Raw genomic sequence first — 25,616 nt, 5'->3', positions numbered from 1 at the left:
CACCGTTTCATCTACAAAAGTGACCTGCGTTTACCTAAACAGCGCCGGTCCCACCACCAGCGAGACGATGGCCATCAGCTTGATCAGAATGTTCATCGATGGCCCCGAGGTATCCTTGAAAGGATCACCAACGGTGTCACCAACGACTGCTGCTTTGTGTGCATCGGAGCCCTTGCCGTTGGTTTCACGTGCCTCAATCAGTTTCTTGGCATTGTCCCAGGCGCCGCCGGCGTTGGCCATCATAAGGGCCAGCATCACACCGGACATCGTCGCCCCGGCCAGAAAACCGCCCAGTGCCTCTTTGCCCAAAACCAAGCCGACCACGATCGGCGCCAGGATAGCCGTGAGGCCGGGCGCAATCATTTGTACCAAGGCGCCGCGGGTGGCGATATCGACACAAGTAGCCGTATCCGGCTCAGCTTCTCTTTCCATCAAACCCTTGATCTCCCGGAACTGCCGACGAACCTCCTCCACCATTGCTGAGGCAGCCTTGCCGACGGCAGTCATGGTGAGCGCGGCCACAAAAAACGGCAACACGCCACCGAGGAAAAACCCGATGACCACCTTGGGCATGAGGATATTGATACTACCCAGTCCGACCGCCGCCGAGTAGGCCGAGAACAAGGCCAGCGCCGTCAGAGCGGCTGACCCGATGGCGAATCCTTTGCCGATTGCAGCGGTTGTGTTGCCGAGTGAATCCAGTCTGTCGGTGATCTTTCGCACTTCCTTACCAAGACCGGACATTTCGGATATACCGCCCGCGTTGTCGGCGATAGGACCGTAGGCATCGACCGACATGGTGACACCAATCGTCCCCAGCATACCCACACCGGCGATACCGATACCGTACAGGCCGGCAAAACTGTAACCGGTGTAGATGGCTATGCAAATAATGATAATCGGCGCCAAGACCGACTCCATGCCGACGGCCAGACCTTGGATGATGTTGGTAGCCGATCCGGTTTCCGAGGCGCGTGCGATCTTGCGAACCGGACCCGCCGCAGTATAGTATTCAGTCAACAATCCGAGTACAATGCCCGCAAAATTACCGCCCAGAATAGCCCAGAAGACACTCTGATTGATCCCGAGATAACCGATCAAGAACCAGGCGGCTATAAGCATGGCAACTGCGCCCACATAGGTCACCAGGCGAAGCGTCGCGGCCGGGTTCATTGTGGAAAAGACCCTTACCGACAAAACACCAAGTATCGAAGCCAGCGCGCCGAAAGCGACAACCATCAAAGGCAATTGCATGTAGGCGGCCCGATTGGCTATAATGTCCTGAACGATTTCGGAACCACCCGAAATCGTTGCCGCGATGGCTATAGTTGCAATTATCGATCCGACATAAGACTCAAACAGGTCGGCCCCCATCCCGGCCGTGTCACCAACGTTGTCGCCGACGTTATCGGCAATGACAGCCGGGTTGCGCGGGTCATCTTCTGGAATGTCTTTCTCGACCTTACCCACCAGGTCGGCGCCGACATCGGCCGCCTTGGTGAAGATGCCGCCACCCACACGGGCGAACAGGGCAATCGATGAGGCGCCCATGGCGAATCCATTTATTATCCAAGCCGTGCTGGGGCTTTTGCCGAAGTAAGTGTAGGCGATACCAACGCCAATAAGACCCAGCGAAGCCACTGTCATTCCCATCACCGCACCGCCGGTGAAGGCTATCGACAACGCCGATGCCTGTCCACTATCTTTGGCCGCGGCACATGTCCGCACATTGGCACGGGTAGCCGCCTTCATGCCAACGAACCCGGCCAGCATCGAGCAGGCTGCGCCGCCCAGGAAGGCCACGGCGGTCCGTGAATCGATCTTCCAATACAAGAGGCCGAATACAACTATAATGAACACCGCCAGTATGGAGTATTCACGCTTGAGGAATACCATGGCGCCCGAATGGATGCGCTCGGAGATTTGCTTCATCAAATCGGTCCCGGCGTCACGGCCGCGTATCCAGAAAAAGAGAACCAAAGCAAAGACAAACCCGATGATACCGATCAGGGCTGCCAAGCAACCCGGGGGTATACCTAAGATTTCAGGGGGCAAACCAAGTTCTTCCATTAACAGCTTCTCCCGTCGTGAGCTACTGAGTTATTTTCCAACTTTCTTCCTACGAATTTGCCGGGGAATATATCTTCAACCGGCCTGGTTGACAAGAGAAAACAAGTCGTGATTTCTGGTCAACAATAAAAAGAAAACCGGCGCCTAAAGACGCCGGTTTGAACTTGCAGATAGTAAACCAGATCAGAACCTACGAACTCTTGCCTGAACCTGTGGCAGACCTTCATTGACGCCCATGCCGAATGTGTTGTGGTTGATCATTCCCCGCATGATAAACTGCTGAGCCTCGGTATAAACATCGTACCGATTATTAGGAAGGTCGCGGATCTGAATTATCAATGGGAAATTGGTCGTGTCGGTGACCGCATTCATAGGATGCAAAGCTATAAAGGCACTACCCGTAGGTGGACCAGGTTGATTATTCGGATGGTCAGGCACAAGATTGACTTCTATGTCCTGTTGATTTGGCGGAAGCGCTTTGAAAAAGTCTTCGCCCGGATAAGGCGGCACCCGGTGGGGATCATCGACATGCAGATTACTCTGGTCCGGCAGGTACAGATCGTGGAAGAGTCCGGTGGCCAAGAGATGTCCGTCGGTGGCCCGAATGGTGGTGTCGTGCCTGTTAAACCCGACCCAGGCAGGCGGCGTGAATTCGCCCACTCCGACACCCAGGTCACTAATCACAGAGGACAATACCCAACCCTGATAGAGCCAGCCCATAGGTCTGAGGTCCGGCAGGTTGACCGCAACCTGTGTGAATGCATCGTATTGACCGCTGTCTCTGGGTAGCGTATTATAAAACAGACTGACACTGGTTTTGAGCAAGTGCCCCTGCCCGCTGTCACATGTCTCTACCGTTTCCTGGCTGTACGTCACAATCTGGATCGGCACGGTGTCAAATCCAAACACTCTTTGGGTGTCGTGGACAACAGGGTCTGAAATATTCACGATATTGGTAATGCAATCACCTTCATCGGGTGTGAAGGTATCAACGTATGCCGTGTCGATTACCCACGAGTCCAGGGCGATTGTATCCTGAACCAGCCATGTCCTTTCATCGTAGACCGAAAACCAAACGGCAGCACCGTCGCTTGCGGAGTCACGTCCGTTGGAGGGACTTTCCATATTGAACTCAACGGCCGAAAACCACAGAGAATCACTTAACGGGAATATCATGTCCAGTTTACTGACCCAGTCAGGCGTCACGGAATCAATTAGCATGACCGGACCCGGACTGGCGCCGCTGCCGTCGGTACGCTCCACCGTCATTAAAACCCACTGGTAATTCAGAATATCGCCGGAAAACCGAAACTCATTGGTGTCAGCCCTCCGTGTACCATCAAGTTCCAAAAACTTGTTTGTAGCAAAATCATACCTAAACGGCTCATCTATCGCCTGAGTCCCGACCACGGCATCAAGAATAACTGTGTCGGCAACCCATAACTGATAGGCCATCCCGTCAGGAGTCGTGGGCAGTCTCTCAGCAACCAGATTAATCAACGTGGTTGATTTCTCAGTCAGGATATCATCCGGCTGGCTACATCCCCACCAAAAGGTTGCGATCAGAACCAGTGCTGTTAATACCAGAAGCCGTTTGTGGCGCCTCAACATCTAAATCTTCCTCCTCCGATCAGTGATCGGGTACTGTAATGTTCCAAACTACAAGCGACAAATATAAAGTCTAGCGTAATCTGTTGTCAAGCCTTTCTTTCCAACGGATTAGGCTTCTTCCATAGACGCTTGACCACCTGCTTGCATCTAAAGAAAAATCACACCCCGACCGATAAAAAACCTAAAGAACCATAACAACTTGGCAGGATATTTACCTTGAACAATTGTCCGAAGTGTAACGCCCAGCTCATTAACCCGCAGGCGGAGTACTGTTCCGAATGTGGGAGTCGTGTGAATGCAGAGCCCAAAACCACACCGACCGAGCCAACAGAGGACCTGGATTTCGTGGTAACCGAAGCAAGCGGTCATGACCCGGAGTTTGTAGGTGGCACCTCTAAGTTTCCGACCGTCACCGATGATCTCGATCTTCAGACCACCAGCGACCTGGTGCAGGATGAAGCCAATAGGCCTTCTGAGGAGTCGACTTCAAACACAATGCATGAACCTCATCACGGCAACACCGGCCAGATCGGCGAGACCGATTCACCTCTTCCGCCTACGGTCGATGACCCACCGGCACCACCTTCGAACCTCGGTCGCGCGCCAAAGACTCCCATGGCTAATCCCGAACTCAGATCAGGTCCCGGTGTTAACCCAGACCCCAGACAAGCTGCCAAATCCGGCGACGACAGTCTGTACTTGAGTGATCGTGAGAAGGAAGAGATCATACGCAAGATTGGTAACGGTGAAGCGGTGAACCAACATGAGAGTGGACCACATACTCCCATGCCCGAGAAGCCATCAAAACCGACCGTTGTCCTGGAAAACCTGTCCGAAATGTCAAGCCCGGCCATCGCCAGGCGAGGTTGTGGGATCGCGTTCTTCTATCGCAATTATATTCAAATCACCGGCAGTCAACAGCTGCACCCCGACGACGAAGTGCTGGTAAACGGACGGGCCTATAAACTGAAGTCGAAGCAGATTCGGCCGGGCCTCATAATCGGAGCCGTGGCCGGCCTGTTTGTCATAGCCCTGATTCTAATTGGGTCCTCCATGTTGTCCACCGGCGATACCGGCAACGGCGAGGTGATTGGAATCGTGCTCGATAAGTCCGGTGAGCCGTTCGCCGACGGTGCGATCATACGCTTTCCCGAACTGGGTCACGCCGTGAAGTCAAACCCCGAAGGTTTTTTCCGGTCCGGTGACATTCCCAGCGGGTCGCATGAGATGGAATACAAAATCGACGGTAAGGTGGTAGCCCAGGAATACATCACCGTTGCCGCCGGCCAGACATCTACAATAAGCTTAGCGCCCTCCGTACAGAATGCCGGCAGTCCGGCAACGTCCGCCTCTTCGCCGGTCCAGAGGTCCGCCGTGGCACAGAGCCAGTCGACGCCGAAACCAAAGCCACGCCAACCCTCCCCCCCCGCCCAGCAGGGCGCTTCCAAACCCGCCAAATCCAAGTCCGGGTCCAGCTTGGCCAAACTGGCCTTAGAGGCAAATATCGAAGGGGCCCGACTGATCCTTGACGGTAGTGTTATGGGTGCAGGTAATATGACCTACTCGCGTATCAAAGCCGGCCAGCACAAGTACGTCGTCGAGGCCGACGGCTACACACCAGTGTCCGGAGTGGTCGAGCTCAAAGGCGGGCAAACAAAGACGCTCACAGCTCAATTGCAACCTATGCAAACGGCTCAGAAAGAACAGACATACACCGCCGAGGATTTCTACTATTCCGGTGTGGCCAGTGTCAAAGCCGGGGAGCACACAACCGCTATCGACGACTTCACCAAGGCAATCGATCAGGAACCTGGCTACGCCGAGGCTTACCTGGCTCGCGCCGACGTCCAGGCCAAGCTCAAGAAGGCCGAGACGGCATACGACGACTACATTCGAGCCGCAGAGATATTCCGGTTTGAAAAGAACTTCAACCGGGCCATCTCGGCATATAACTCCGCGGTGCAGGTGAATAAAGAATCCGTCACCGCTTACCTGGGACGTGGCGAACTCTACTTGGCCAAGGGTCAGGAGATTGCCGCCATCGCCGACTTCGACGCCGCCAAGGGGATAAACAAGAAAAACCCGGCCGTGCATTTTGGTTTGGGCAAAGCCCGGTTCCTTCTGGACAACCACAAGAAGGCTATCAAACACTTCAAAGAAGCCCGTTCGCTCGATGAGAACAACCCGGTGGTATACCAATACCTGATGCTGAGCTACATGGCTCTGGACAACATCAAGGAAGTGAAAAAGAACTTCCAGAGATTCGCTCAGGTAGCCAATCAGTCCGAGATGGAGCGGATGGTGACCGACCAGAAATACACTGCGGTTTTACACGTCGTGGACGAGGACAGATGAGCGACAGTACCACAGGTAAACTCAACTGCTGGCAATTCAAAAACTGCGGGCGCGAGCCGGGCGGCGTATTGACCGAGTTGGTTGGTGAGTGTCCGGTTGCGCGCACGATGAAATACGACGGACTCAACGACGGCATCGGCGCCGGACGAGCCTGCTGGATGGTGCGCAACGCAGCCTGTAAAGAAGCACAGAATATGTCGGCGCCGGTTGATCCCTGCCACACCTGCGATTTCTATAAACGAGTGGTCTTTGAGCAAGACGAAGAGACCTGCTTCCGATACACCTCGATCCCGGTCTGACAAAACTGTCATCCACCAATGCACCCTGGACCCCTCGACTCCGCTCGGGGTGACAATTGCGTGGCGCATGAAGACATACACCACGCACATGCCGTATTAGTTCGTCGGTTTGTTGACGTCGAGCAGTTTCAAATGGCGGTCCAAAAACTCCACCTGTTTGCGATACTCTTTAATAGTGTTGACCCGCTTGCCGGAACCGTGGCCTTCATCGGCAAAAATCAACGAATCGACAACACCGCCGTTTGCAACCACCGCTGCAAGAATCTGACGAGCCTCCCCCACCGGTACGCGTGGATCATTGGCCCCATGCACAACCAAAAGCGGTGTCTTGATAAGATGCGCCTTGTGGATCGGTGAGATATCTTTCAAATGTTCCGGATCGGACAGCGGGCCATACTCGGCTTCACGCAATGCCCGGCGGTACGGTTTGGTGTTTTCAAGAAAAGTCTGGAAATTCACAATGCCCACAATGTCAATTGCGGCGGCGAACAGATCGGGATATTCGGTAATCATGCCGGCTACAACATAGCCGCCGTAGGAACCACCACGGATTCCGATCATGCCGTTCTGAGTGTAGCCGTTTGCGATCAACCAGTCCACCGCCGCCTTGTAGTCTTTGAGTGACTTTTTGCGGTTCTTGTAGTTGTCCATGTTCAGGTAATCACGACCGTACCCGGAAGATCCACGCGGGTTGGGAGCAAGAATACCATAACCATTGAGCAGAAGATACTGGACGTTACGCAGGAAGTACGGCTGATACTGACTTTCGGGACCGCCATGAGCGTGAACGATGAACGGAATCGGCTTTCCTTTTTCATAGTCGGGCGGCAAGTACAAGAAGGCCGGAATCTCCAGATCATCAAAACTCTTGTAGCGGATCAGTTGAGGGTCACGAAACAGTGAACGATCGATTCCGGCGTAGATAGAGAAGGTCAGCTGTTCTAACTCGCCTTCCTTCGGGTTCCACTTCCAGACATCGGGGGCGCGGGTCGGTCCGGTGAACGACACGATGCAGTTACCGTGCTTATCGAACATACCGCCACCGAGGATTCCGTCCAGCGGCGGACCGGGCACTTCTGTACCGGTCGCCCACTCACGCATCCGCAGTCGCATATAGCCATCCTCGTTCACCTGCGCAATTTGATACTTGTAATCGCGCGAGAAGCCCATATTGTCAATCTCCCACTTGGGATCGATCCAGCCGTCATCGGCGAAGCTGATCTTGGGATCGCCGACCGTCATCTTGGCCAAACGCTGTATGCCGTCTTTGTTGTCGTTGCAAGTAAGGACGATTGTTCTGTTGTCCGGCATAATAGCCGTAGAACCGTGCATGACATCGTGATCGTCGTCGTTCAGTTTCTGATACTCAAGACTGTTGAGGTTCAAAAGGTAAAGTTCGTTGTTCACATTTGATGTGTAGTTAGCGATCAGCAACAGGCTGCCGTCTTCGGACAGATCGGCAATATAGTTGTAGCCGGTCACGCCCCCTTCTTCGCCGAAAACTTTCGTTGCCTCACCGGTAGCGACATCCATGCGATAGATGAAAAAGTCCCGGCCGTTCTCCTGGTTGGAACGGTAGAAAACCGACTTGTCATCCTTGGCCCAAATGACCGAACCCATCTGGACATCTTCAAAACGGGTCAACTGCAGAACGCGCCCGGTTTTGGTATCCATCAAGTATAGCTGTGACTGCTCGGAGCCACCGGTGGAGGCGCCCACGATTGCCATATTCCCGTCGTGCGAAAGTACGAAGAAATCGATTCCGTCTTCAAATGTTGTCAACTGGTACGGCCAACCATCTGCGGTAATTCGATAGACCTGAGAGGCACCCGACATACCGGAACGGAAATAGACATCCTTGCCGTCCCAACTGTACCCGGCCGGGCTGATCCCACCGATATTGAGAAAAGTGGCGATGTCCGGGATGTACTTCCCTTTAGACAGAAGCGAGGTGGCATCTTTGTCCTTGCTCTGGGCCGTCAATGTCAACGGCAATAATAGAGCGATAGCCAGTAATGATATGGCGATAACTTTATGATTCATCGGTTCCTCCGGAGGGTTTTGTTTTTGTGTCTCGATTAACTGGACGAACATAGGCCAAAAAAGTTCAGTCCGCAAGTGGGAAAAGAATGGGTGAGGGTCTCCCCACTACCTTTCGGTCGGCCGCAACGTAAAGTTATGCGGTCTATTTTTATCATTATTGTCATTGCCAAATCCGACCTTTCCGCTATATTGCTAGTGGTCGTAGCTGAACTTGGCAACGACCGTACCCTTACCGAATCTGGTGCTATGGGCCACCCAGGCCTTACACCTGCTCTTAAATGTGGAGAGTTTATTGATGTGCAAACGCTTAATACTTCTTCTGATGTTCGCCGCCCTCATACTGTCCCAGGTGACATTTTCAGGTTCGGTGGATATGCTGCCAAAAAGTGTGAGTGTTCCGCAGCAGTTGCTCATGCACGATTCTTTAGTCTGGGCTCCCGGATTGGCCGAATTCCTGGCTGCCTGCACCTCGTGGAGTTATTTTCATTGGGGTAATCCTGCTTACTTCGGATGGCACAATCCGAATCAGTATTTGGATGTTGACTTTTTCAATACTCGGTTCAACATTCCACCAACCAAGATTTGCACATTAAACAGCACCAGCCTGGCTTTTGCAGGGTCGCAGATGACCGGCAATCCCGATTTGATGATCTATCTGTGGGATGATAATGGCTCCGGTTTCCCCGGCGACGTTCTTGATTCCATTCTCGTTCCGAATTCCAATCTGCCTACGGGGCTGGGCTGGGTTAGTAATGAGCCGTTTAGCAATGGTCCATGGGTCTTTACTCCCGGAGAAGAGTTTTTCATCGGTTGGACTACGGTTGGTGGTCCGCTTGATACGCTGGTTTGTGTAACCGATACCGGTGGTGGTCCCTGGGTGGGTGAAAAGCGTTCTAGTTGGTACAACGACGGCGCCTGGCAACCACTGGAAGATGTCTATGGACGGAATTATGTTTTTGTGTCCTTTGCTAAAGTCTGTTGCTACGAAGTCACTCCTGGAGATGTTGACGGAGACGCCGTGGCCGACTCCGTGGACAATTGTCCCTTTGTCTACAATCCCGAACAGGAAGACAGCGACGGTGATGGCGTGGGCGATGCCTGCTGTTGTTTGGGAATTCGAGCTAATACAGATTTTGACCCCGATGACATCATCGATATCTCCGATCTTGTCTACCTGGTTGATTACATGTTCACCGGCGGTCCAGCCCCCCCTTGCCCCAATGAAGCTGATATTGACGGAAGTGGTGGTGACCCACCCATAGACATCTCCGACTTAGTCTATCTCGTGGATTACATGTTTACCGGTGGACCCGAGCCGCCAGCTTGTCCATAGGGCGAGCTGTACCCCAGAAACAGCATACTCACACGCCGCGCCCTGCATCTGAATGTATGCTCAGTTAGAGTTGCTAAGCGCGGAGCGCACGAAGGTGATTTATCACTCACCGATGATCTTGACTATGACACGCTTGTTGCGCCTGCCATCAAACTCGGCATAGTAGACCTGCTGCCAGGGACCAAAGTCGAGCCGACCGTTAGTGATCGGCAGAACCACCTGGCTGTGCATCAGCAGATTCTTCAGATGGGCATCCCCGTTGTCTTCGCCGGTGCGATGATGACGATAATCAGGGCCGAATGGGGCCAGTTTATCCAGCCACTCATCAATATCTTCAATCAGGCCGGATTCGGCATCGTTGACATAGATCGCCGCCGTAATGTGCATCGCGGAAACGAGTATAAGCCCTTCACTTACGCCACTCTTATCAAGCGCCGCTTTAATGTCGGCGGTGATATTGATATAATCCCGCCGCCGCTTCGTGTTAAATGTCAGGTAGTCGGTGTAGCTTTTCACAGACGTGGCTGCCCTTCAGAGGTTATCTGCATCTTCGACCGGTTTCAGTTCATGCTTCGACTTCGCTCAGCATGAGGTTACGCCTGCTCACGTAGAGCCCACAAGGCGCGAAGCGCCCGAAAGTGATTTATCACCTCACCCTGAGCGGCTACTCGGTCTTGTTGTCTATCCAGGTCTCGAGCGAGTACTTGTCCAACAGTTCCGCCCTCAGTTGCTCAGCCTCAGCAGCAGCAGGGTAGGCCCCGACACGCACACGATAGAAACTCTCGCCGTTCACTTCGGATTTGGTCATGTACGGCTCGTACCCCCGTTTGCGAAAGAGGTCGATCAAGTACTGCGCGTGTTCGTAATCTGTACAGGCTGCTATCTGTACGGTGAAACCCTCACCTGGGGGTGCATCGGGAATATGTTCGGTCTCCGCCGGTGTTGCGGCCGCGTCAGCCTCACTACTTTCCGCATCGTCGGCCGCACCGACCCCGGTGGTATCGACATCCGCGGCCGAGCTATCGACGCCTGCACTTTCCTGTTGGGTGACTTCCTGGCCGAGCTTTTCGGCTTCGTCTTGGCGATCGGCACATCCGATCATCAGCACTCCCACCATTAATCCTGCAATGAACAGTTTCATCATGAGCTTTCTATTCAGCGATGAGCACCCGACGTTTGTTTATTCACGATCGGCACACTGGGTATTCAGTCGCACGGTTTAGTCTCCAATTACTCCGATAAAAGCCCCGGCGCTTAGTGGTGTCAACATAAAACCCCTTGACTGATATCTGCCGAAAAAGCCCTCTCATGGATCATGGTAGGCGATCCGCCGACACCGGAGCAACGCGGCAATCTCACTCACTGTCACCCTGAGCGCAGTCGAAGGGCGAATCTTTCAGAGTTCTGTGCGCGGCAGATGTCCACATCCGCGGTCAGGTGATATCGCGCCGACGTCGCCCGACTCCTTCTTTGCCGCCCGGAAGCTGTCAAGCGAGTCGCCTTACCGCACTTGCTGATGACCGAAGAGTCCGAGATTCAGTCAGCTCTTGGCGAGATGCCCCAGTGGAGCTTCTCTTTGAGCACTTTATAAAAACTACTGGTGGGAAAAATAATGACTTTGAGACAAAAATCAGCTTGTGAGATTATCAGCCGGTCAGTGTCGGATAAGGGCGCGCTAATCTGACCGTCCAGAGTCAATCCGGCGACCTCATGTGACGAGCCTATACGTAACTCCAGAGTATCTGAGGCCGAGAAAACCATCGGTCGGGTCGACAGGGAAAAAGCAGCAATAGGCGACACCACGATCGCTCGCATAGCCGGATGCAGAATGGGTCCACCGGCGGCCAGAGAATAGGCGGTTGACCCGGTCGGGGTTGACAATATGAGTCCGTCGGCCCGATATGTGACCAGCTCTTCCCCGTTCACTTCGAGATTGATGTCGATCAGGCGCGCCACCGGACCGTTGTCGATTACCACGTCATTCAGCGCATAGGGCGATTCCAAACGCGGTCGGCCTTCAATCTCTGTCTTGAGTAGCATCCGTTCTTCGATAAGGTACTCGCCGCGCGCAATCGCCTCAAGCGCGTTTTCCAGTTGGTGCGGTCGAAGCTGTGTCAGGAAACCCAAAGAGCCGAGATTGATTCCCAGTACCGGCGTCCCGGCCGCCCCTACCGCCCGAGCGGAGGCCAGAAAGGTGCCGTCTCCACCCATCGAAATAAGAATGTCGGATTCTTCAGCCAACTCATCCAGTGGTACTGTGAGAGTCCCATCGCAGATCGACTCAAGCTGCTCACGACAACAGAACAACTCATGTCCAGAGGCCTTGACCCAGTTCTGCACGGTTGCGATGGCCGCTCTCGCGCCCTCGCGTTTGAGATTGGCAATTAAGCCGAACCGCATCTGCTCTTATCCTTTATCGTCGCTCTTCACCAGATGGGAGTGCTCAACCACTGACGTTCTGCGTGAGTTATCACCTCGACGGAGCCTCAGCTTGTGCAGGAAGCCGCCGTTGGGTTCATCGGGTAGCGCCAGCTTGACGATACTGTCCACCACACCTTCGACATCGAGATTTATTTCTTTGAGCAATAGGTCGCGGGCGCCGTGTGTCACAAATCGATCCGGAATGCCCAGGGCCTTAAACTCGCCCCGGTAACCATCGGTCATCAAGCAGGAACCGACTGTCTGGCCAAAACCTCCGCGCAGGACGTTCTCTTCTATAGTCACAATAAGCTTGGCTTTTTTTGCCAGGCTGTTCAAGCAGTCAAGATCAAGCGGCCTCACAAAGCGGGCGTTGACGACCATGATGTTGACTCCCCTTTGCGCCAACAGGTCCCTGGCCGCCAGGGCTGTCGAGACCATAGTACCCACGGCCAGGATGACTATATCGCTCATCGGTGAACAAACTTCCCAGCGGCCCCAATCCAGCTTTGCCGGGTCATCGGAAAGTTCATACGGGATCGAAGCCCTTGGAAAGCGTATAGCCACCGGGCCGTCGAGTTCATTGTCGACTGTGTAGTGCATCATCGAGCATAATTCATCACCATCTTTTGGCGCGGCCACGGTGAGATTGGGCACAGCCGCGAGATAGGATAGATCAAAGGCGCCATGGTGGGTCGGCCCGTCCTCACCCACCAGCCCGGCGCGATCAATACAAAAAACAACCGGCAGTTTCTGCAAAGCAATATCGTGGATTATCTGATCGTAAGCCCGCTGCAAGAACGTCGAGTACACCACCATGTAGGGCTTGGCTCCTTCGGCGGCCAAACCGGCCGCAAAACAGCCGGCATGCTCCTCGGCAATGCCAACGTCGAAGAAACGCTCCGGGTATTCTCCGGCAAAACTGTCGAGCCCGGTTCCGGAGGCCATCGCCGCCGTGATAGCAATCACCCGTTCATCCTTGGCCGCCAACTGAAGCATAGTGTCACCGAACACCTTGGTGTAGGCTGGACGACCGGCTTTTTTGTTGGGCTTGCCGGTTACTTTGTCGAACTTCCCGACCCCGTGGTAACTGGCCGGATCACCCTCGGCCGGGGCATAACCTTTACCCTTGACGGTGGCCAGATGAAGAAGCACAGGTCCACCGAGGTTCTTCAGACTCTGGAGAGTTTTTACTACCAGCGGAAGATCATGACCATCGATCGGCCCGAAGTACCTAAAGCCCAGGTTTTGAAAAAGTCCACCCGGAAACAAAAGGCCCTTGATGGATCCTTCAATACGCGATATTGCCTTGCGAATCTTATCACGTCTCTTGAAACGGCCCGTAAGCTCCCAGATTTCGTCACGCAGCCGGTTGAATTTCTCATCGGCCATTATGCTGGTCAGGTACTTTGACATGGCGCCTACGTTCTTGGAAATCGACCAGGTGTTATCATTGAGAATGACCAACATGTCCTTTTTGGAAGTACCGACATTGTTGAGTCCTTCAAAGGCCAATCCACCGGTCAGAGAACCATCTCCGACCACCGCCACAACTTTGAAATCACTCCCGGCATTATCGCGAGCCGCGGCAAAACCCAACGCCGCCGAGATGGCCGTCGAGGCATGACCGGCGCCGTAGGCATCATATTCAGACTCCGCTCTCTTGGTGAATCCGGCCAGACCGCGGTACTGTCGGATCGTATGAAACTCATCCCGCCGACCGGTCAGCAGCTTGTGGGCATAGACCTGGTGGCTGACATCCCAGACCAGTTTGTCGGTCGGCAGATCAAAGACATGGTGCAAAGCCAAAGTCAACTCCACCGCGCCCAGATTTGTTGCCAGGTGGCCGCCGGTTTGAGAAACAGCCGAGACTATCTCTTGACGGACCTCTTCGGCCAGTTCCACCAGCTGATCAGGTGACAGATTCTTGACATCCGCCGATCCGCTTATCTTGTCCAGATACTTCATTGTTCCAGCAAACTATGCTCAGCTTTGTCGCTGCCCGATATACTCGGCGATCTGCCGCAGCATGTTGTCATCCTCGTTTTCAAGGGCGGCTTTGGCGTCGTCAATAAGCCTCACAGCCACCTGACGCGCCCGAGCCTTTCCGACCACGCCGGGATAAGTGGCTTTCAGGTTCTTACTATCGGAGCCGACTTTCTTTCCCAACAATTTCTGATCCCCTTCGATATCCAAAAGATCATCAATCACCTGAAAAGCCAGACCGACTTTTTCGCCGAAACGAGTAATCCGGGCCAATAGCGCAGGCGGCGCATCGGCCAGGATCGCACCCACGCGCACGGCGCAGCGAATCAGCGCGCCGGTTTTGCGACGATGTATTTCGACTATTTCGGCCTCGTCCACATCACGCCCTTCAGCCTCGATATCCGCAATCTGTCCACCCAACATCCCCTGGGTGCCGATAGCCTGGGCCAGTTCGACCACCGGCTCCGTTCGACCGGTCGAGGCCATTAGTTCAAAAGCGATATCATGAAGAGCATCACCGGCCAAAACCGCAATAGCCTCGCCGAATTTCTTGTGACAGGTCGGTTGGCCCCGCCGGAGGTCATCATCATCCATGCATGGCAGATCATCATGGACCAACGAATACGTGTGGACCATCTCAAGAGCTATCATTGCCCTATGAATCGGCTTGTCGTCTCCGCCGGTGTCGCCACCGCAGTATTCACAGGCGGCCATCGCCAGCAGCGGACGCAACCGTTTGCCACCGGCCATTACAGAGTAACGGAGAGCCTCGTGCAGACTCTTCGGCTCGGTAGACTCAGCCGGCAAGTGTTTGTCAAGCAGCCGGTCGACCAGCTTGCGCCCGGTCTCCAGGAAAACACGGCCATCAATTGTCGGCGAAGGCATCAAACGTCGGCCTCCGCAGACTCAAAATCGGTCTCGACCGGGAGGTTGTTTTTTTCGGTAATGATCTTAATCTTTTTTTCCGCCGCGTTGAGTTTTTGATGGCAGTCTTTGGCCAGTTGCAATCCCTCGGTGTAGAGTTCTATCGATTGCTCCAGCGATGCCTCGCCCGACTCCAACTGCTCGGTTATTTCTTCGAGTCGTTCAAGGGCCGATTCGAAATCTCTTGTCTTTTTCTTAGCGGTCATCTGCACTATCCGATTTTGTTTCCTCTACAAACGACTTTATACGGCCGTCAGCGAGGACAGTTTCCATACGATCGCCGGGGAGAACATCTTTGACCGAACGAATCAAACTCCCTTTCGGAAGCCGTCGGCTGACCGCGTACCCGCGCGCCAGAATGTTCAGCGGCGACAACGTCTCCAACCGGGCAAGCGATAAAGATAAGCGGTTGCTACTCTTTTCAAAACTGTTTTTTCCAGCCGTCTGAAGCGCTCTGGAAAGACTGTCCAAATACTGTTGTCGCTGAGCGATCAAGTCCAGTGGCCGGGCAAACACAGGACGGGCCAGCAGCGAAGACAACTCGCGACGAGCCAGACTCACCATCTGCTCCAATTGCGATGCCTGACTCCGCGAATAGGCGTCAAGCCGCTCAGCCATCTCGCGCTTGGACCAGACGGCCAACTCTGCCGCGGCTGACGGCGTCGGCGCGCGCAGATCGGCCACCAGATCGGCCAGGGTGGTGTCGACCTCATGACCGACCGCTGAGATCACCGGTATCTTCGAAGCGGCGATTGCTCGCACGGTCAACTCGGTATTGAACGGCCAGAGGTCCTCAAGCGACCCGCCGCCGCGTCCGGTGATGACAATATCTATATCTTGGCGGCTGTTGAAATATTCAATCCCGGCGGCGATTGTTTTCTCGGCACCGTCTCCTTGCACCTGAGCCGGGTAGATTATCAATTCGACTGAGTTGTTGCGACGACGGGCGATCTGAATAATGTCACGGATGGCTGCCCCGGTCGGTGATGTGACCACGCCGATCTTCTGCGGAAATGGCGGCAGTTCCTGTTTACGTTCAGCGGTGAACAATCCTTCAGCTTCCAGCTTTTCATGAAGTTGCCTGAAAGCCAGTTCCAACTCCCCCACTCCGACCGGGACGAGTTTGCGACAGTTGAGTTGGTAGTTGCCACCTTTTTCATAGACTGTGACATCTCCGAACGCGAGCACCTTCTGTCCGTTCTCCGGTTCGAACTTGAGGTATCCTCCGACTGATCGCCAGATGGTGAGTTTGATTGTGGCGCGTTCATCTTTGAGATTGAGATACCTGTGCCCGGAGCTGTGATGAATATAGTTGGACACTTCGCCTTCGACCCACACTCCTTGCATGGTCGATTCCAGCGCCTCTTTGATCCTGCGCGTGATCGCCGATACCGTATATGCCTGCGTCGCTGTTGTTGTCATGAGTGGAGTATACTGGTTTGGGATGTGTTGGGGCAATAACTATTGCGGAGAGTGAGATTCACCAGAAAACCATCCCTTCTCACTGCCACAGTTCGGCAGTACCGTTGTTTGTGGTCACATAAATGCTGAACGTGATAACCATGCGGCCGTAACGCGGTATTGAAGGCCCACGTAAATTCGATGTCACAAAACTCCAGTTTCTTTCCCGAAGGGGTTGACTAGTCACATCCGTATGATTATATTCTCTTCAACGAAGGGTTGAAAAACCGACGACATATACTACTTAGGGAACAGACATCTGCGACGTCGTCTAATGTGACGGAGTGCTGTGGGAATGGGCACGGATCAGCTTGGTGAGTGCGGGGATGGTTATGAAGAACGGGAATAACGCGGTAATTGAGGCCCACGAAAACATGGTGTCAAGAAAGTCCAGTTTTCGTTCAAGCGGGGTTGGCAGGACGCCAAGCCGATACGTGGCAGCACAACGCTTATGGCATTAGACAGACAGAAGTTAGCGGCTCGCACTCTGATAATCCTGAAGGCGATATTCATACCGATTGTGGTTGGTGTTACAGGAGCTCTCATTGCTGAGTTGAGCAATACGTCTTGTCTTGAGGTCAAGTGCGAACAGTCGGTGTTGGCTGGTTCGGCAACTACGGATGTCACAATTGACGTTTTGGACTGCACCGTGTGTGGTCTGGAGGCATCCTTCGGCTTTGAGATTGAGCCCATTATTAAGGCTATCGAGCCAAACCACTTAAGGCAGTATCGAGAATGGGACCCTAATACTAGCCAGTTGCTGCTCAACTTACCAGATGACTTGGAGCTAACTGAAGGCGACAGAATATCACTCCGTATTAGCTCCAACGGCGCGAACCGAGTCTCAAACATGATGAACCTTCATAAGAGGGTTACAGCATTCAGGAAGATCCAAGCCGCTGGGAAACGTAGTTTCATCTGGAGACACGTCCTGACAAGCACTGGTTTGGTTACCCTGTTCTTTATTCTCCTAGTTTTTCTCATTATTACACCGACGGAGAGGTGGTATTTGAGTACTAAGGCGATTGCGCCCAATCAACATCAGCAGGAATCACTGAACATTCTGTGAGCACCCGAATGATATCGCTCGAAAGCCATAAGTGATAATATGACTTCTATCTTACAATTTGTGGGGCAGGCATGGGCATGGATACTTGTGTCGTTTGTGGTGTTTTTGCTATTCCACCTTCTGACCGTGGCAGAACGACGCTACGAACGGCTATCCGCTACGGTTTACTTCAGAATACTAAGAATCTCACGCCTCGCTGTGTTACCTGTGTTTTTCGGGCTGCTCATATTCCACCTTTCACAAATAGAACAACCAGTCTCGGCCCTTAGCCGCTCCAATGATGTTTACAAGTTTGATGAGTACCGGGATCAAATGAGTTGGGAAGTGCCAGTGGCTAACTCACCGGTGGACCAGCAACGTATGCTAGACCAAGCAGTAACATCTGTGATTGGACAGACTCACACTCTCTTTGACAGTGCCCTTGTGAGAATAGGAATGGGCGAATTCGACAGTGCAATAACGATGCTCGATACCCTCATTGCACGCGGCACTCCGGATTCAGTGCTGAAGAGCGACTGGCTTTATTTCCGTGGATTAGCCTGTCAATTCGGCGGGAATACGCCAGCTGCGCTTGAGGACTTCAATGCTGTACTGAAGTTGAAACCAGATTACGCGGAAGCTTGGTTGAATAGGTCTATTGCTTTACTGGATCTTGGGAGGAACGTTGAAGCCGAAGCTAGCATGCGAACCGCTGAGTCCATCGCCGCAAGACCAGGAATACGGGACTATTTTATTGGAATGTACTATTACAGACTGGAGGAGTACGCACGAGCACTGGCGTATTTCCAGGCTGCAATAGAGGACTCCAGCCAGTATGTCTTGGCCTGGTTCGGAAAGGGTATGGTACATTCAACCATTGGGCGGCACTATGATGCTATTGCCAGCCTCAACACCGCACTCGAGTTTCGCAAGGGATTCCCCGAGGCATGGTCCTTTCGTGGCTTGTCTCATGCTCGACGAGGCGAAACTGATTCTGCGCTTGCGAGCCTAGATAGCTCCTTCCTGTATGGCAAGGATATCGGCATGGCCTTGGTAACCAACGCTGGCGCGTTCATCGAACTTGGCCGTTACAGGGCGGCCATCGCATGTGTCGACAGGGCATTGACCTTGGGCAGAAACAACCCTCAAGGGTGGTACTACAAGGGCGTTGCCTTGGGCAAGGTTGATTCGACCCGCGCAGAAGCACTCTCCGCGCTCGAAACTGCACTGACGTATCGACCCTCTTTCCCGGAAGCAAGGATTGAGCGAGCGGTTCTCAACTACTTGGAAGGTGATTCGATACAGTTTCTGAGTGACCTTGAAATTGCCTATGATCTGGAAGCCAGTCGAAGCAGACTATCCGCAATGCTTCGACGTGGGGAAGCATTCTCCCGGATTGGGCAACATGACTCAGCTATTGTGGCATACAACGAAGCCTTGAAGCATGGTAGTGAACACCCTGAACTCACGTTGAATCTCGCGCTGAGGTTCCAAGAGGAAAATGCACCGGACAGAGCCCTAGAAGCGCTTCAATTTGCGCTGGAGTACGAGAAAGACTGGCCTGAGGCTCTGGAACTCTTGAGCATGATCGATTCCGTCGGACAAAAGATAATCCCCGAAGGGCAGTGAGGCCACACTATTTCCTTCATGCCCCCTAACCCCCCCGCACCCTTTCCGCCAGCTCTTTAGTGATCCCTTTCAACGCCATCAACTCCTCTACCGTAGCAGCCTTGATGGCTTTGATGGAGCCGAAGTGTTTTAATAGCATCGTGCGCTTTGCAGGGCCAATGCCGGGGATGTCGTCCAAGGCAGACTTGATCGTGCGCTTAGAACGCACTTTACGGTTGTAAGTGATCGCAAAACGATGAGCTTCATCGCGGACCTGTTTAAGCAGCATCAAAGCAGGTGAGGCACGGTTGATCACGATAGAATCGGATATGCCCGGCACAAAAACTTCTTCCAGACGCTTGGCCAGTCCGATCACCAATTGGTCGGCAAAACCCAGAGACTTCAACTCGGCCACAGCCGATGACAACTGCCCCTTGCCACCATCGACAACAACCAAATCGGGCGGCGTCTGATCCTCTTTGGCGATACGGTGAAAGTACCGTCCGATCACCTCGCGCATCATACTGAAATCATCTTGCCCCGACACACCTTTGATCTTGAAATGCCGATAGCCGGACTTTTTCGGTTTGGCGTTTTCGAAATAAACGCACGACCCAACAGCATCGGTCTCCCCCGTGTTCGAAATATCAAAACAGACCACCCGCCGTGGCGAACGCGGCAGTTTCAGTTCGTCTTTGAGGGCCGTGACCATTTTGCTGGTACGTTCGGATTGCTTTTTCTTCTGGATCAACAACTCGTCCAGCAACAATCGTGCATTGGCCGTGGCCAGATCAAGTAGCCTGAATTTCTCGCCCTTTTTCGGGGAGGCCACTTTGACCGCCGAACCTCTAAGTTTTTTCAACCAGGCCCGCAGCAGCCGAACTGCTGTCGGTTCAAAGGGCAGATGGATCTCTTCCGGCAGGTTGGGCTGCTTGTTGTAATACTGTTCGATGAAGTTTTCAAGCACGACCCGATCCGAGTCAGCTGAGTCGACCGACATCTGAAAGTCCTGCCGTCCGATCAACGCTCCCTGCCTGATCTGCATGACAACGGCCACGGCATCACGCTCCTCACGAGCCAGCGCCACGATGTCACGGTCGATTAGTTCACCGACATCGACTTTCTGCTTGAACATGAGTGCCTTGACGGCATCGATCTGATCACGACGGTGGGCAGCCTCTTCGAATTCCATTGCATCGGAGGCGGCCTGCATCTTCTCAGATAGCTGATCGATCAATGCCTGTGACTTTCCGGACAGCACCATGACGATGGCGTTTATCTGTTCGGCGTAATTGTCCTGGCTCTGCAAATCCTCACAGGGTCCAAAGCAGCGCTTGATATGGTAGTCCAGGCAGACTTTCTGCTTTTTGCCGGTGGGATGCGGAATGACGTAGTTGCAGGTGCGAATGGTGAACATGTGGGTCAGCATGGCCACCGTCTTGCGCATCTTCTTACTCGATGTGTAGGGGCCAAAGTAAGTGGCGCCGTCTTTTTCGAGCCGCCGCACGATCAGAACACGCGGGAAAGGCTCGGCGGTGATTTTTATATATGGGAAGTGTTTGTCGTCTTTGAGATCGATATTATAGCGCGGTTTGTGTTCACGAATCAGATTTGCTTCAAGAATCAGCGCCTCAATCTCGTTGTCGGTCAGCATCAGTTCCAGATCGACCGCCCGCGCCACCATCCGTCGCGTTTTGTCTTCTTGATGCCGTTTCGATTGAAAATAGGTGCGGACTCGGTTGCGAAGGTTCTTGGCCTTGCCGATGTAAATGATCTTGCCCTGGTCGTTGTAGAACATGTAGACGCCGGGCGAGGTCGGCAGATTCTTGAGCTTCAGGCTAAGCTCTGGTCTGACCGGTGTCATTTTCCGTCTCGAACCGCCGCCAGCAGGATACGCCGCGCTCCGACATAGCGCTGTGACCAGTAACTTTCTGAGAGCTTGCTGATAATCACGCCGCGTGAGCTTGATGCATGCAGGAACTCACCATAGCCCGTCCAGATGCCGACATGCCCAACCGGCCTGCCGTCAGTCTTGAAAAACACCAGGTCACCGTAGGCGAGATGTCTGCGATGAACCGGTTCCCCGATCAGCCACTGCCGAGCCGTCGTGCGCGGCAGGTCGCGATTGTCGAATTTCTTGAAAACTTTGGCCACAAGATGCGAGCAGTCGACACCTTTGTCGTATTTCGATTGTCCCACGTATGGCTTGCCCAGGTAGCTTTCCATAATCACGCCCAGGCGCAAAGAGTCATTGGTCGAAAGACGCTTCGGACGCGTCGGCTCAACCTGTGAAGGTCGCTGCTCTCCCCCGGTACGATAACGCGGGTGAGGTCGGCATCCGACAGAGATGACCAGAAGAATCAATATGCTAAGTTTGCTATACATCAGTCCAGCTTCGGATATACTATTCCAAACGTCTTGTGGAAATATATCCGACAACCGACAACGAGTGCAACAACAAACAAAAGGTATCCCGGATAGTAGTATCCGGCCAGCAGAGTCAACAAAAGCAGTGGGAGTTTGGCCGCGAGGAGCCCCAGGCGCTGAGAATTCAACCCCAGACTGACCAATATAGGCAAAGACGAGAAAACCGAGAGATACACCAAAACCGCCTGTTCGTTCCACCAGGCCAGGGCGGCCGAGGCCAACATCAAGATCAGAGCTATCGATTTGGCCGTGACCGGCGAAAGCACTACGGCCACAGTGCGTTTATCGGTCGCTGCATCACCGGCGCGATCCGGCAGAGTTGTCATGATGTGCACTGAGGCCACGGTCAGAAAGAAATAACAGGGCCAGACCCAATAATACCGAAAGTAATGGTACAGACCGATCGGTGGCAAAACTGCAAGTGGAATCAAGAACCCAAAACACCAGGCATTGGCCAGCAAGCCGGACATCGGTCGATCTTTCAGCCTGAACGGCGGCGCCGAGTACAACCAGGCGACCACGAATCCCTCCAGAAAAATCAGCAGCATCAGTCTTGACACGACAGCGGCAAAGGCTGCACCCAAGACGGCGCAGATCAGGTAGGCTGTGATGAATCCGCGCGGGCTGGTCAGATCGCGTTGCAGGAAACCGAGTTTGTCGTTTAGCAGGTCTGATTCATAGTCATAAATCTGATTGACATAGAACGCCCCGGCCGCCATCAGACTCAGACAGAACATTGTTCCGAGATGCCAGAGATTAAAGCTCTCGCCGAGGTTTTGGTGGTAATGATACAGGCTGACCAGGTAAACGGACCAGACCGGTAGATGCAAAAGTGGTCGGGCCGCGAAAAAGTAGTCGATTAGTTTCATCAGTGGATAGATTTCATGTAAACATACATGAAGGGGGCGGCAAACAGTAGCGAGTCGAAACGATCAAGAACCCCACCGTGACCCGGAATGATATTGGAGGAGTCCTTGATATCAAGAGATCGTTTCCACATTGACTCGACCAAATCACCGAGTTGTCCAAACAGCGAACAGCCGAGTGCACATATCAGAAGGTGGTACAAAGGAACATGCGACAATCTCCAGAAGTACATCAACACTCCAATAGTGAGCGCTCCGACTATCCCGCCGATGAAGCCTTCCACGGTTTTGTTGGGCGAAACGGTCGGCGCCAGTTTGAGGCGTCCCAACCATTTACCGATGCCCATGGCAGCCGTGTCGCCGACCCAGAGGAGTCCGAACAGGAACAGCAGATAGTCTCCGCCTTCGTAAAACCCAACACTGTTTCCGTCCCGAGACATGAAAAAGCCCTGGCCGATCAGACGGACGAACGGGTACAGCAGCCCGATGTAGGCTACGCCCCAAACCAATCTGGTGTGCTGTATGAAAAGTTCGCCCGGTGGTTTCTTTCGAACTGAAAACATCAAGGCCGTGACTATGAAAAAGATCAGGATGGCTGCCAGTCCATTCAGAGGCCTGGGGTAGCCGTGCCATGCGCCGTATGAGTCGGCTGAAAAGTAAGTTGCCGTTACGCACAAGGTACTCAGCCAGAAATAACCGGATAATACAGTGTAACCCTCTCGGTACAAGTACTCACCAATGGCAACCAGCGCGAAGGCTAGAAATAGCCCATGGAGGAAATCACCGCCCCGATAGCAAGCCCAGAGGATTCCGGGTATCGCAACAGCCGCTACCGAGATGCGAAGAATCAGATTGCGACTCATCGCGGTTTCCCCTTGCCGATCTTGCCGAACCTGCGTTCGCGCTGCTGGTAGTCGGCGATAGCCCCAAACAGTTCCCGGCGTCCAAAGTCCGGCCACAAAGCATCAATGATATACAGCTCCGTGTAACTGGTCTGCCACAGCAAAAAGTTCGATATCCTTTGTTCTCCGGAAGTGCGTATCAAAAGATCGGGGTCCGGCAAATTGGCCGTATACAGAAAGCCGCTGAACAGTTCTTCGTCGATCTGAGATGGTTGAATCATCCCTGCTTTTGCGGCGTTGGCTATCGACTTCACGGCATCAAGAATCTCGGTGCGACCGCCGTAGTTCAGAGCCAGGTTGAGCACCAGGCCGCGGTTGTTGCGCGTTTGTTCAACCGCGCGCGCCAACACCTTGCGACGGGCAATCGATAGACCGCCGATGCGGCCGGTTGTGATCAGTTTGACATCGTTCTTCATCAACTCATCGATCTCTTTGCGCGTCGTGCGACTCAGAAGTGACATCAAGGCGGCCACTTCCTCCCTGGGACGTTTCCAGTTCTCAACGGAAAAAGTGTACAAAGTGAGGTATTCGACGCCAATCTCGCCGGCCGCAAGAACAACCCGTTTGACAGCCTTTACACCGGCCTCATGACCGGCTGTTCGGGGTTTGCTTCGCTTGGCCGCCCAGCGTCCGTTTCCGTCCATGATTATCGCAACATGCCTGGGTATTGGCTCATCGTGACCGAGGATGGCTTCTTTGAGTTGTTCATCGCCCGATTTCATTCGGTCAAGCTACGAAGCACCGAGTAACATGGCAAGCGCAAATAACTCCCCGTGTGCGCAACTGGATCACTCGGAATAGCGGGAGACAGAGCCAACTGAGGTGCGGTCAGGCGACTCGCCCGACACCACACGTCGTTCGCGTCATGGATCGACTATAACGGAGTCTACCCCGGTTTCCAGACGGTATTGTTCGGTGGAAAACACCCCTTCTTTGGCGCCGATTTCCCAAATGGAATCCGGAAACAAGTACCCCCCGACATCTGTCAGTCTGAATCCTCGGGACAGATGTTTGAAACCCTTGATGTTGGGATAGTGCAAATAAAGTCGATGCAGGACGTATTCATCGCGGCTGATCACCGCCAACCCAACCGGCAGGGCCATGGTGTCCTCGGGCGTATCAAATCCGATGGATAGCATCTCACCGCCTGGGTCGTTGGGGAAAAACGTATACAGGTAGTCATCTGAAAACACCTGCGGCCGGACAAACGTTACCGGAGGTATCCCATCGGACGTGGAGCGTTGGACAACCTGCGAGTCAAGTATGCCCCCGGTAAACCAGTAACAGATAACGGCGGTATCAACCGAAGTTATGCGACCATCGGAACCTACTCGCTTAAACAGGCTGTGGGCAGTGACCTCTACATGCAGGCCGCCTGCAAAAGTGTTGTTTTTTTGAGATTCGGCTGCCGCCTGCTTGCAATAAAACTCCAAAACCTGATCCCCGCCGTAGTTGTCCGAAGCCGAAAGCGATAAGGCCAGAGTAATAACGGGTAGGAAGGTCCATACTAACCAATTATGGCACTTTTCTGTTGACATTACACGGCCAATATACGTAGAATATATAGAGTTGCCAACCGACACTCTTGCAATATTGACAATTGTGTCAAACTCTTCCGTCGGCGGGCTTTCAGAAACGTTACGTGGGGAGTACGGATTGAGAAGATAAAACAGGAGGTTTGATATGTTAGTAAGAGACATGCTGAGTTCCTCACCGCATGAGATCATTACTGTGGACCCAAAAACAGGTGTCCGCGCGGCTATGGAGACGCTCATCTCCAACAAGATCGGATGCCTGCCGGTATTGGACACTACGGGCAATCTGGTCGGGATACTGGATGATCAGGATATTTTCAAGGCTGTGTACGAGAACCAGGAGGAGTTCGAAAAGTTTACCGCCGAAGACCTGATGACCTCTGATTTGATAATTGGTATGCCGGACGACGACCTGAATTACATAGCCGGTCTGATGGCCAAAAACAATATTCGATATATCCCGATTATGGAGAGCAAAAAAATGATCGGGTTGGTCTCACCGGGTGATGTGGTCAAGGCGCAGATGACGCACATAGAGATCGAAAATCGGTATCTTAAGATGTACATGGAAGGGACGCACCTGGGCTGAGTCTGGGATTCACCGTATTGGTCACATGGAAACGGCCGGGCGGTGCGGAAGTTACGTGTTTGAGACCGACCTTCCGCCAACCTGCAACCGTGACCCGCAGACTGCTCACTGACCGTCCACCAGCTAACCGCAACAAGACTG

The 25,616-nt window shown here is 53.4% G+C and carries 21 protein-coding genes; 5 read left to right on the top strand and 16 right to left on the bottom strand.

The annotated features are described in order from the left end of the window. Nucleotides 1–30: 30 nt before the first annotated feature. Complete coding sequence (locus OEV49_10685; protein ID MDH3891538.1) at nucleotides 31–2,070, bottom strand: sodium-translocating pyrophosphatase; 2,040 nt, start codon at nucleotides 2,068–2,070, stop codon at nucleotides 31–33. Nucleotides 2,071–2,253: 183 nt separating this feature from the next. Then, nucleotides 2,254–3,681: a hypothetical protein gene (locus OEV49_10680; protein ID MDH3891537.1), complete on the bottom strand. Its 1,428-nt coding sequence runs from the start codon at nucleotides 3,679–3,681 to the stop codon at nucleotides 2,254–2,256. Nucleotides 3,682–3,972: 291 nt separating this feature from the next. Here OEV49_10680 and OEV49_10675 point away from each other — a divergent pair, with 291 nt between their 5' ends. Further along, nucleotides 3,973–6,036, top strand: a complete 2,064-nt coding sequence (locus OEV49_10675; protein ID MDH3891536.1) for a tetratricopeptide repeat protein — start codon at nucleotides 3,973–3,975, stop codon at nucleotides 6,034–6,036. Next, nucleotides 6,033–6,335: a hypothetical protein gene (locus tag OEV49_10670; GenBank protein MDH3891535.1), complete on the top strand. Its 303-nt coding sequence runs from the start codon at nucleotides 6,033–6,035 to the stop codon at nucleotides 6,333–6,335. Before OEV49_10675 ends, OEV49_10670 begins: the two co-directional genes overlap by 4 nt. A gap of 96 nt (nucleotides 6,336–6,431) precedes the next feature. Here the strand turns inward: OEV49_10670 and OEV49_10665 are convergent, their stop codons facing one another. Continuing rightward, the gene (locus OEV49_10665; protein ID MDH3891534.1) at nucleotides 6,432–8,378 is read right to left on the bottom strand and encodes a S9 family peptidase; all 1,947 of its coding nucleotides are present in this window, start codon (nucleotides 8,376–8,378) and stop codon (nucleotides 6,432–6,434) included. Nucleotides 8,379–8,673: 295 nt separating this feature from the next. Between OEV49_10665 and OEV49_10660 the strand changes: the two genes are divergently transcribed. After that, complete coding sequence (locus OEV49_10660; GenBank protein MDH3891533.1) at nucleotides 8,674–9,711, top strand: thrombospondin type 3 repeat-containing protein; 1,038 nt, start codon at nucleotides 8,674–8,676, stop codon at nucleotides 9,709–9,711. Nucleotides 9,712–9,813: 102 nt separating this feature from the next. On the opposite strand, the gene OEV49_10655 is transcribed toward OEV49_10660, so the two are convergent. The 7 genes from OEV49_10655 to xseA all read right to left on the bottom strand — a co-directional run bounded on the left by OEV49_10655 (nucleotide 9,814) and on the right by xseA (nucleotide 16,461). After that, nucleotides 9,814–10,227: a secondary thiamine-phosphate synthase enzyme YjbQ gene (locus OEV49_10655; GenBank protein ID MDH3891532.1), complete on the bottom strand. Its 414-nt coding sequence runs from the start codon at nucleotides 10,225–10,227 to the stop codon at nucleotides 9,814–9,816. A 148-nt stretch (nucleotides 10,228–10,375) separates the two neighbouring features. Next, nucleotides 10,376–10,855: an SPOR domain-containing protein gene (locus tag OEV49_10650; GenBank protein MDH3891531.1), complete on the bottom strand. Its 480-nt coding sequence runs from the start codon at nucleotides 10,853–10,855 to the stop codon at nucleotides 10,376–10,378. 392 nt (nucleotides 10,856–11,247) lie between these two features. After that, on the bottom strand, nucleotides 11,248–12,111 hold the full coding sequence (locus OEV49_10645) for an NAD(+)/NADH kinase (GenBank protein ID MDH3891530.1): 864 nt from the start codon (nucleotides 12,109–12,111) through the stop codon (nucleotides 11,248–11,250). A gap of 6 nt (nucleotides 12,112–12,117) precedes the next feature. Next, complete coding sequence (gene dxs, locus OEV49_10640; GenBank protein ID MDH3891529.1) at nucleotides 12,118–14,097, bottom strand: 1-deoxy-D-xylulose-5-phosphate synthase; 1,980 nt, start codon at nucleotides 14,095–14,097, stop codon at nucleotides 12,118–12,120. A gap of 18 nt (nucleotides 14,098–14,115) precedes the next feature. Next, nucleotides 14,116–15,000 carry a polyprenyl synthetase family protein gene (locus OEV49_10635; GenBank protein MDH3891528.1) on the bottom strand — a complete coding sequence of 295 codons (885 nt, stop codon included), beginning with the start codon at nucleotides 14,998–15,000 and terminating at the stop codon, nucleotides 14,116–14,118. Continuing rightward, nucleotides 15,000–15,245: an exodeoxyribonuclease VII small subunit gene (locus OEV49_10630; protein MDH3891527.1), complete on the bottom strand. Its 246-nt coding sequence runs from the start codon at nucleotides 15,243–15,245 to the stop codon at nucleotides 15,000–15,002. Before OEV49_10630 ends, OEV49_10635 begins: the two co-directional genes overlap by 1 nt. Beyond that, on the bottom strand, nucleotides 15,235–16,461 hold the full coding sequence (gene xseA, locus OEV49_10625; protein MDH3891526.1) for an exodeoxyribonuclease VII large subunit: 1,227 nt from the start codon (nucleotides 16,459–16,461) through the stop codon (nucleotides 15,235–15,237). Before xseA ends, OEV49_10630 begins: the two co-directional genes overlap by 11 nt. A gap of 1,147 nt (nucleotides 16,462–17,608) precedes the next feature. Here xseA and OEV49_10620 point away from each other — a divergent pair. Beyond that, on the top strand, nucleotides 17,609–19,177 hold the full coding sequence (locus OEV49_10620) for a tetratricopeptide repeat protein (GenBank protein MDH3891525.1): 1,569 nt from the start codon (nucleotides 17,609–17,611) through the stop codon (nucleotides 19,175–19,177). Nucleotides 19,178–19,202: 25 nt separating this feature from the next. Here the strand turns inward: OEV49_10620 and uvrC are convergent, their stop codons facing one another. The 6 genes from uvrC to OEV49_10590 form a co-directional block, all read right to left on the bottom strand. Then, complete coding sequence (gene uvrC, locus OEV49_10615; protein ID MDH3891524.1) at nucleotides 19,203–21,020, bottom strand: excinuclease ABC subunit UvrC; 1,818 nt, start codon at nucleotides 21,018–21,020, stop codon at nucleotides 19,203–19,205. Beyond that, complete coding sequence (locus OEV49_10610; GenBank protein ID MDH3891523.1) at nucleotides 21,017–21,382, bottom strand: NlpC/P60 family protein; 366 nt, start codon at nucleotides 21,380–21,382, stop codon at nucleotides 21,017–21,019. The genes uvrC and OEV49_10610 overlap by 4 nt, the downstream gene beginning before the upstream one ends. Nucleotides 21,383–21,540: 158 nt before the next feature. Continuing rightward, complete coding sequence (locus tag OEV49_10605) at nucleotides 21,541–22,452, bottom strand: UbiA family prenyltransferase (protein ID MDH3891522.1); 912 nt, start codon at nucleotides 22,450–22,452, stop codon at nucleotides 21,541–21,543. Next, nucleotides 22,452–23,312 (bottom strand): phosphatidate cytidylyltransferase, encoded by an 861-nt coding sequence (locus OEV49_10600; GenBank protein ID MDH3891521.1) that lies wholly within the window; start codon nucleotides 23,310–23,312, stop codon nucleotides 22,452–22,454. Before OEV49_10600 ends, OEV49_10605 begins: the two co-directional genes overlap by 1 nt. Next, nucleotides 23,309–24,073 carry an isoprenyl transferase gene (locus OEV49_10595; GenBank protein ID MDH3891520.1) on the bottom strand — a complete coding sequence of 255 codons (765 nt, stop codon included), beginning with the start codon at nucleotides 24,071–24,073 and terminating at the stop codon, nucleotides 23,309–23,311. The genes OEV49_10600 and OEV49_10595 overlap by 4 nt, the downstream gene beginning before the upstream one ends. 141 nt (nucleotides 24,074–24,214) lie before the next feature. After that, the gene (locus OEV49_10590) at nucleotides 24,215–25,051 is read right to left on the bottom strand and encodes a hypothetical protein (GenBank protein MDH3891519.1); all 837 of its coding nucleotides are present in this window, start codon (nucleotides 25,049–25,051) and stop codon (nucleotides 24,215–24,217) included. Here OEV49_10590 and OEV49_10585 point away from each other — a divergent pair. Beyond that, the gene (locus tag OEV49_10585; protein ID MDH3891518.1) at nucleotides 25,035–25,475 is read left to right on the top strand and encodes a CBS domain-containing protein; all 441 of its coding nucleotides are present in this window, start codon (nucleotides 25,035–25,037) and stop codon (nucleotides 25,473–25,475) included. The genes OEV49_10590 and OEV49_10585 overlap by 17 nt on opposite strands. Nucleotides 25,476–25,616 lie beyond the last annotated feature (141 nt).

Source organism: Candidatus Zixiibacteriota bacterium (assembly GCA_029860345.1).
In the GTDB taxonomy this organism is placed as follows: Bacteria; Zixibacteria; MSB-5A5; order GN15; family FEB-12; genus JAJRTA01.
The sequence above is the reverse complement of the archived record's forward strand: the minus strand, read 5'-3'. Positions and strand labels throughout refer to the sequence as shown.

Excerpts from the sequence above, each read along its gene's own strand:
- OEV49_10590 (MDH3891519.1), bottom strand. The coding sequence starts at position 25,051 with ATGTCTCTTACTAACATATCAAACCTCCTGTTTTATCTTCTCAATCCG.
- OEV49_10635 (MDH3891528.1), bottom strand. The coding sequence starts at position 15,000 with ATGCCTTCGCCGACAATTGATGGCCGTGTTTTCCTGGAGACCGGGCGC.
- OEV49_10630 (MDH3891527.1), bottom strand. The coding sequence starts at position 15,245 with ATGACCGCTAAGAAAAAGACAAGAGATTTCGAATCGGCCCTTGAACGA.
- xseA (MDH3891526.1), bottom strand. The coding sequence starts at position 16,461 with ATGACAACAACAGCGACGCAGGCATATACGGTATCGGCGATCACGCGC.
- OEV49_10610 (MDH3891523.1), bottom strand. The coding sequence starts at position 21,382 with ATGGAAAGCTACCTGGGCAAGCCATACGTGGGACAATCGAAATACGAC.
- OEV49_10665 (MDH3891534.1), bottom strand. The coding sequence starts at position 8,378 with ATGAATCATAAAGTTATCGCCATATCATTACTGGCTATCGCTCTATTA.
- OEV49_10605 (MDH3891522.1), bottom strand. The coding sequence starts at position 22,452 with ATGAAACTAATCGACTACTTTTTCGCGGCCCGACCACTTTTGCATCTA.
- OEV49_10600 (MDH3891521.1), bottom strand. The coding sequence starts at position 23,312 with ATGAGTCGCAATCTGATTCTTCGCATCTCGGTAGCGGCTGTTGCGATA.
- OEV49_10595 (MDH3891520.1), bottom strand. The coding sequence starts at position 24,073 with ATGAAATCGGGCGATGAACAACTCAAAGAAGCCATCCTCGGTCACGAT.
- OEV49_10670 (MDH3891535.1), top strand. The coding sequence starts at position 6,033 with ATGAGCGACAGTACCACAGGTAAACTCAACTGCTGGCAATTCAAAAAC.
- OEV49_10680 (MDH3891537.1), bottom strand. The coding sequence starts at position 3,681 with ATGTTGAGGCGCCACAAACGGCTTCTGGTATTAACAGCACTGGTTCTG.
- OEV49_10685 (MDH3891538.1), bottom strand. The coding sequence starts at position 2,070 with ATGGAAGAACTTGGTTTGCCCCCTGAAATCTTAGGTATACCCCCGGGT.
- dxs (MDH3891529.1), bottom strand. The coding sequence starts at position 14,097 with ATGAAGTATCTGGACAAGATAAGCGGATCGGCGGATGTCAAGAATCTG.
- OEV49_10620 (MDH3891525.1), top strand. The coding sequence starts at position 17,609 with ATGACTTCTATCTTACAATTTGTGGGGCAGGCATGGGCATGGATACTT.
- uvrC (MDH3891524.1), bottom strand. The coding sequence starts at position 21,020 with ATGACACCGGTCAGACCAGAGCTTAGCCTGAAGCTCAAGAATCTGCCG.
- OEV49_10645 (MDH3891530.1), bottom strand. The coding sequence starts at position 12,111 with ATGCGGTTCGGCTTAATTGCCAATCTCAAACGCGAGGGCGCGAGAGCG.
- OEV49_10650 (MDH3891531.1), bottom strand. The coding sequence starts at position 10,855 with ATGATGAAACTGTTCATTGCAGGATTAATGGTGGGAGTGCTGATGATC.
- OEV49_10660 (MDH3891533.1), top strand. The coding sequence starts at position 8,674 with ATGTGCAAACGCTTAATACTTCTTCTGATGTTCGCCGCCCTCATACTG.
- OEV49_10585 (MDH3891518.1), top strand. The coding sequence starts at position 25,035 with ATGTTAGTAAGAGACATGCTGAGTTCCTCACCGCATGAGATCATTACT.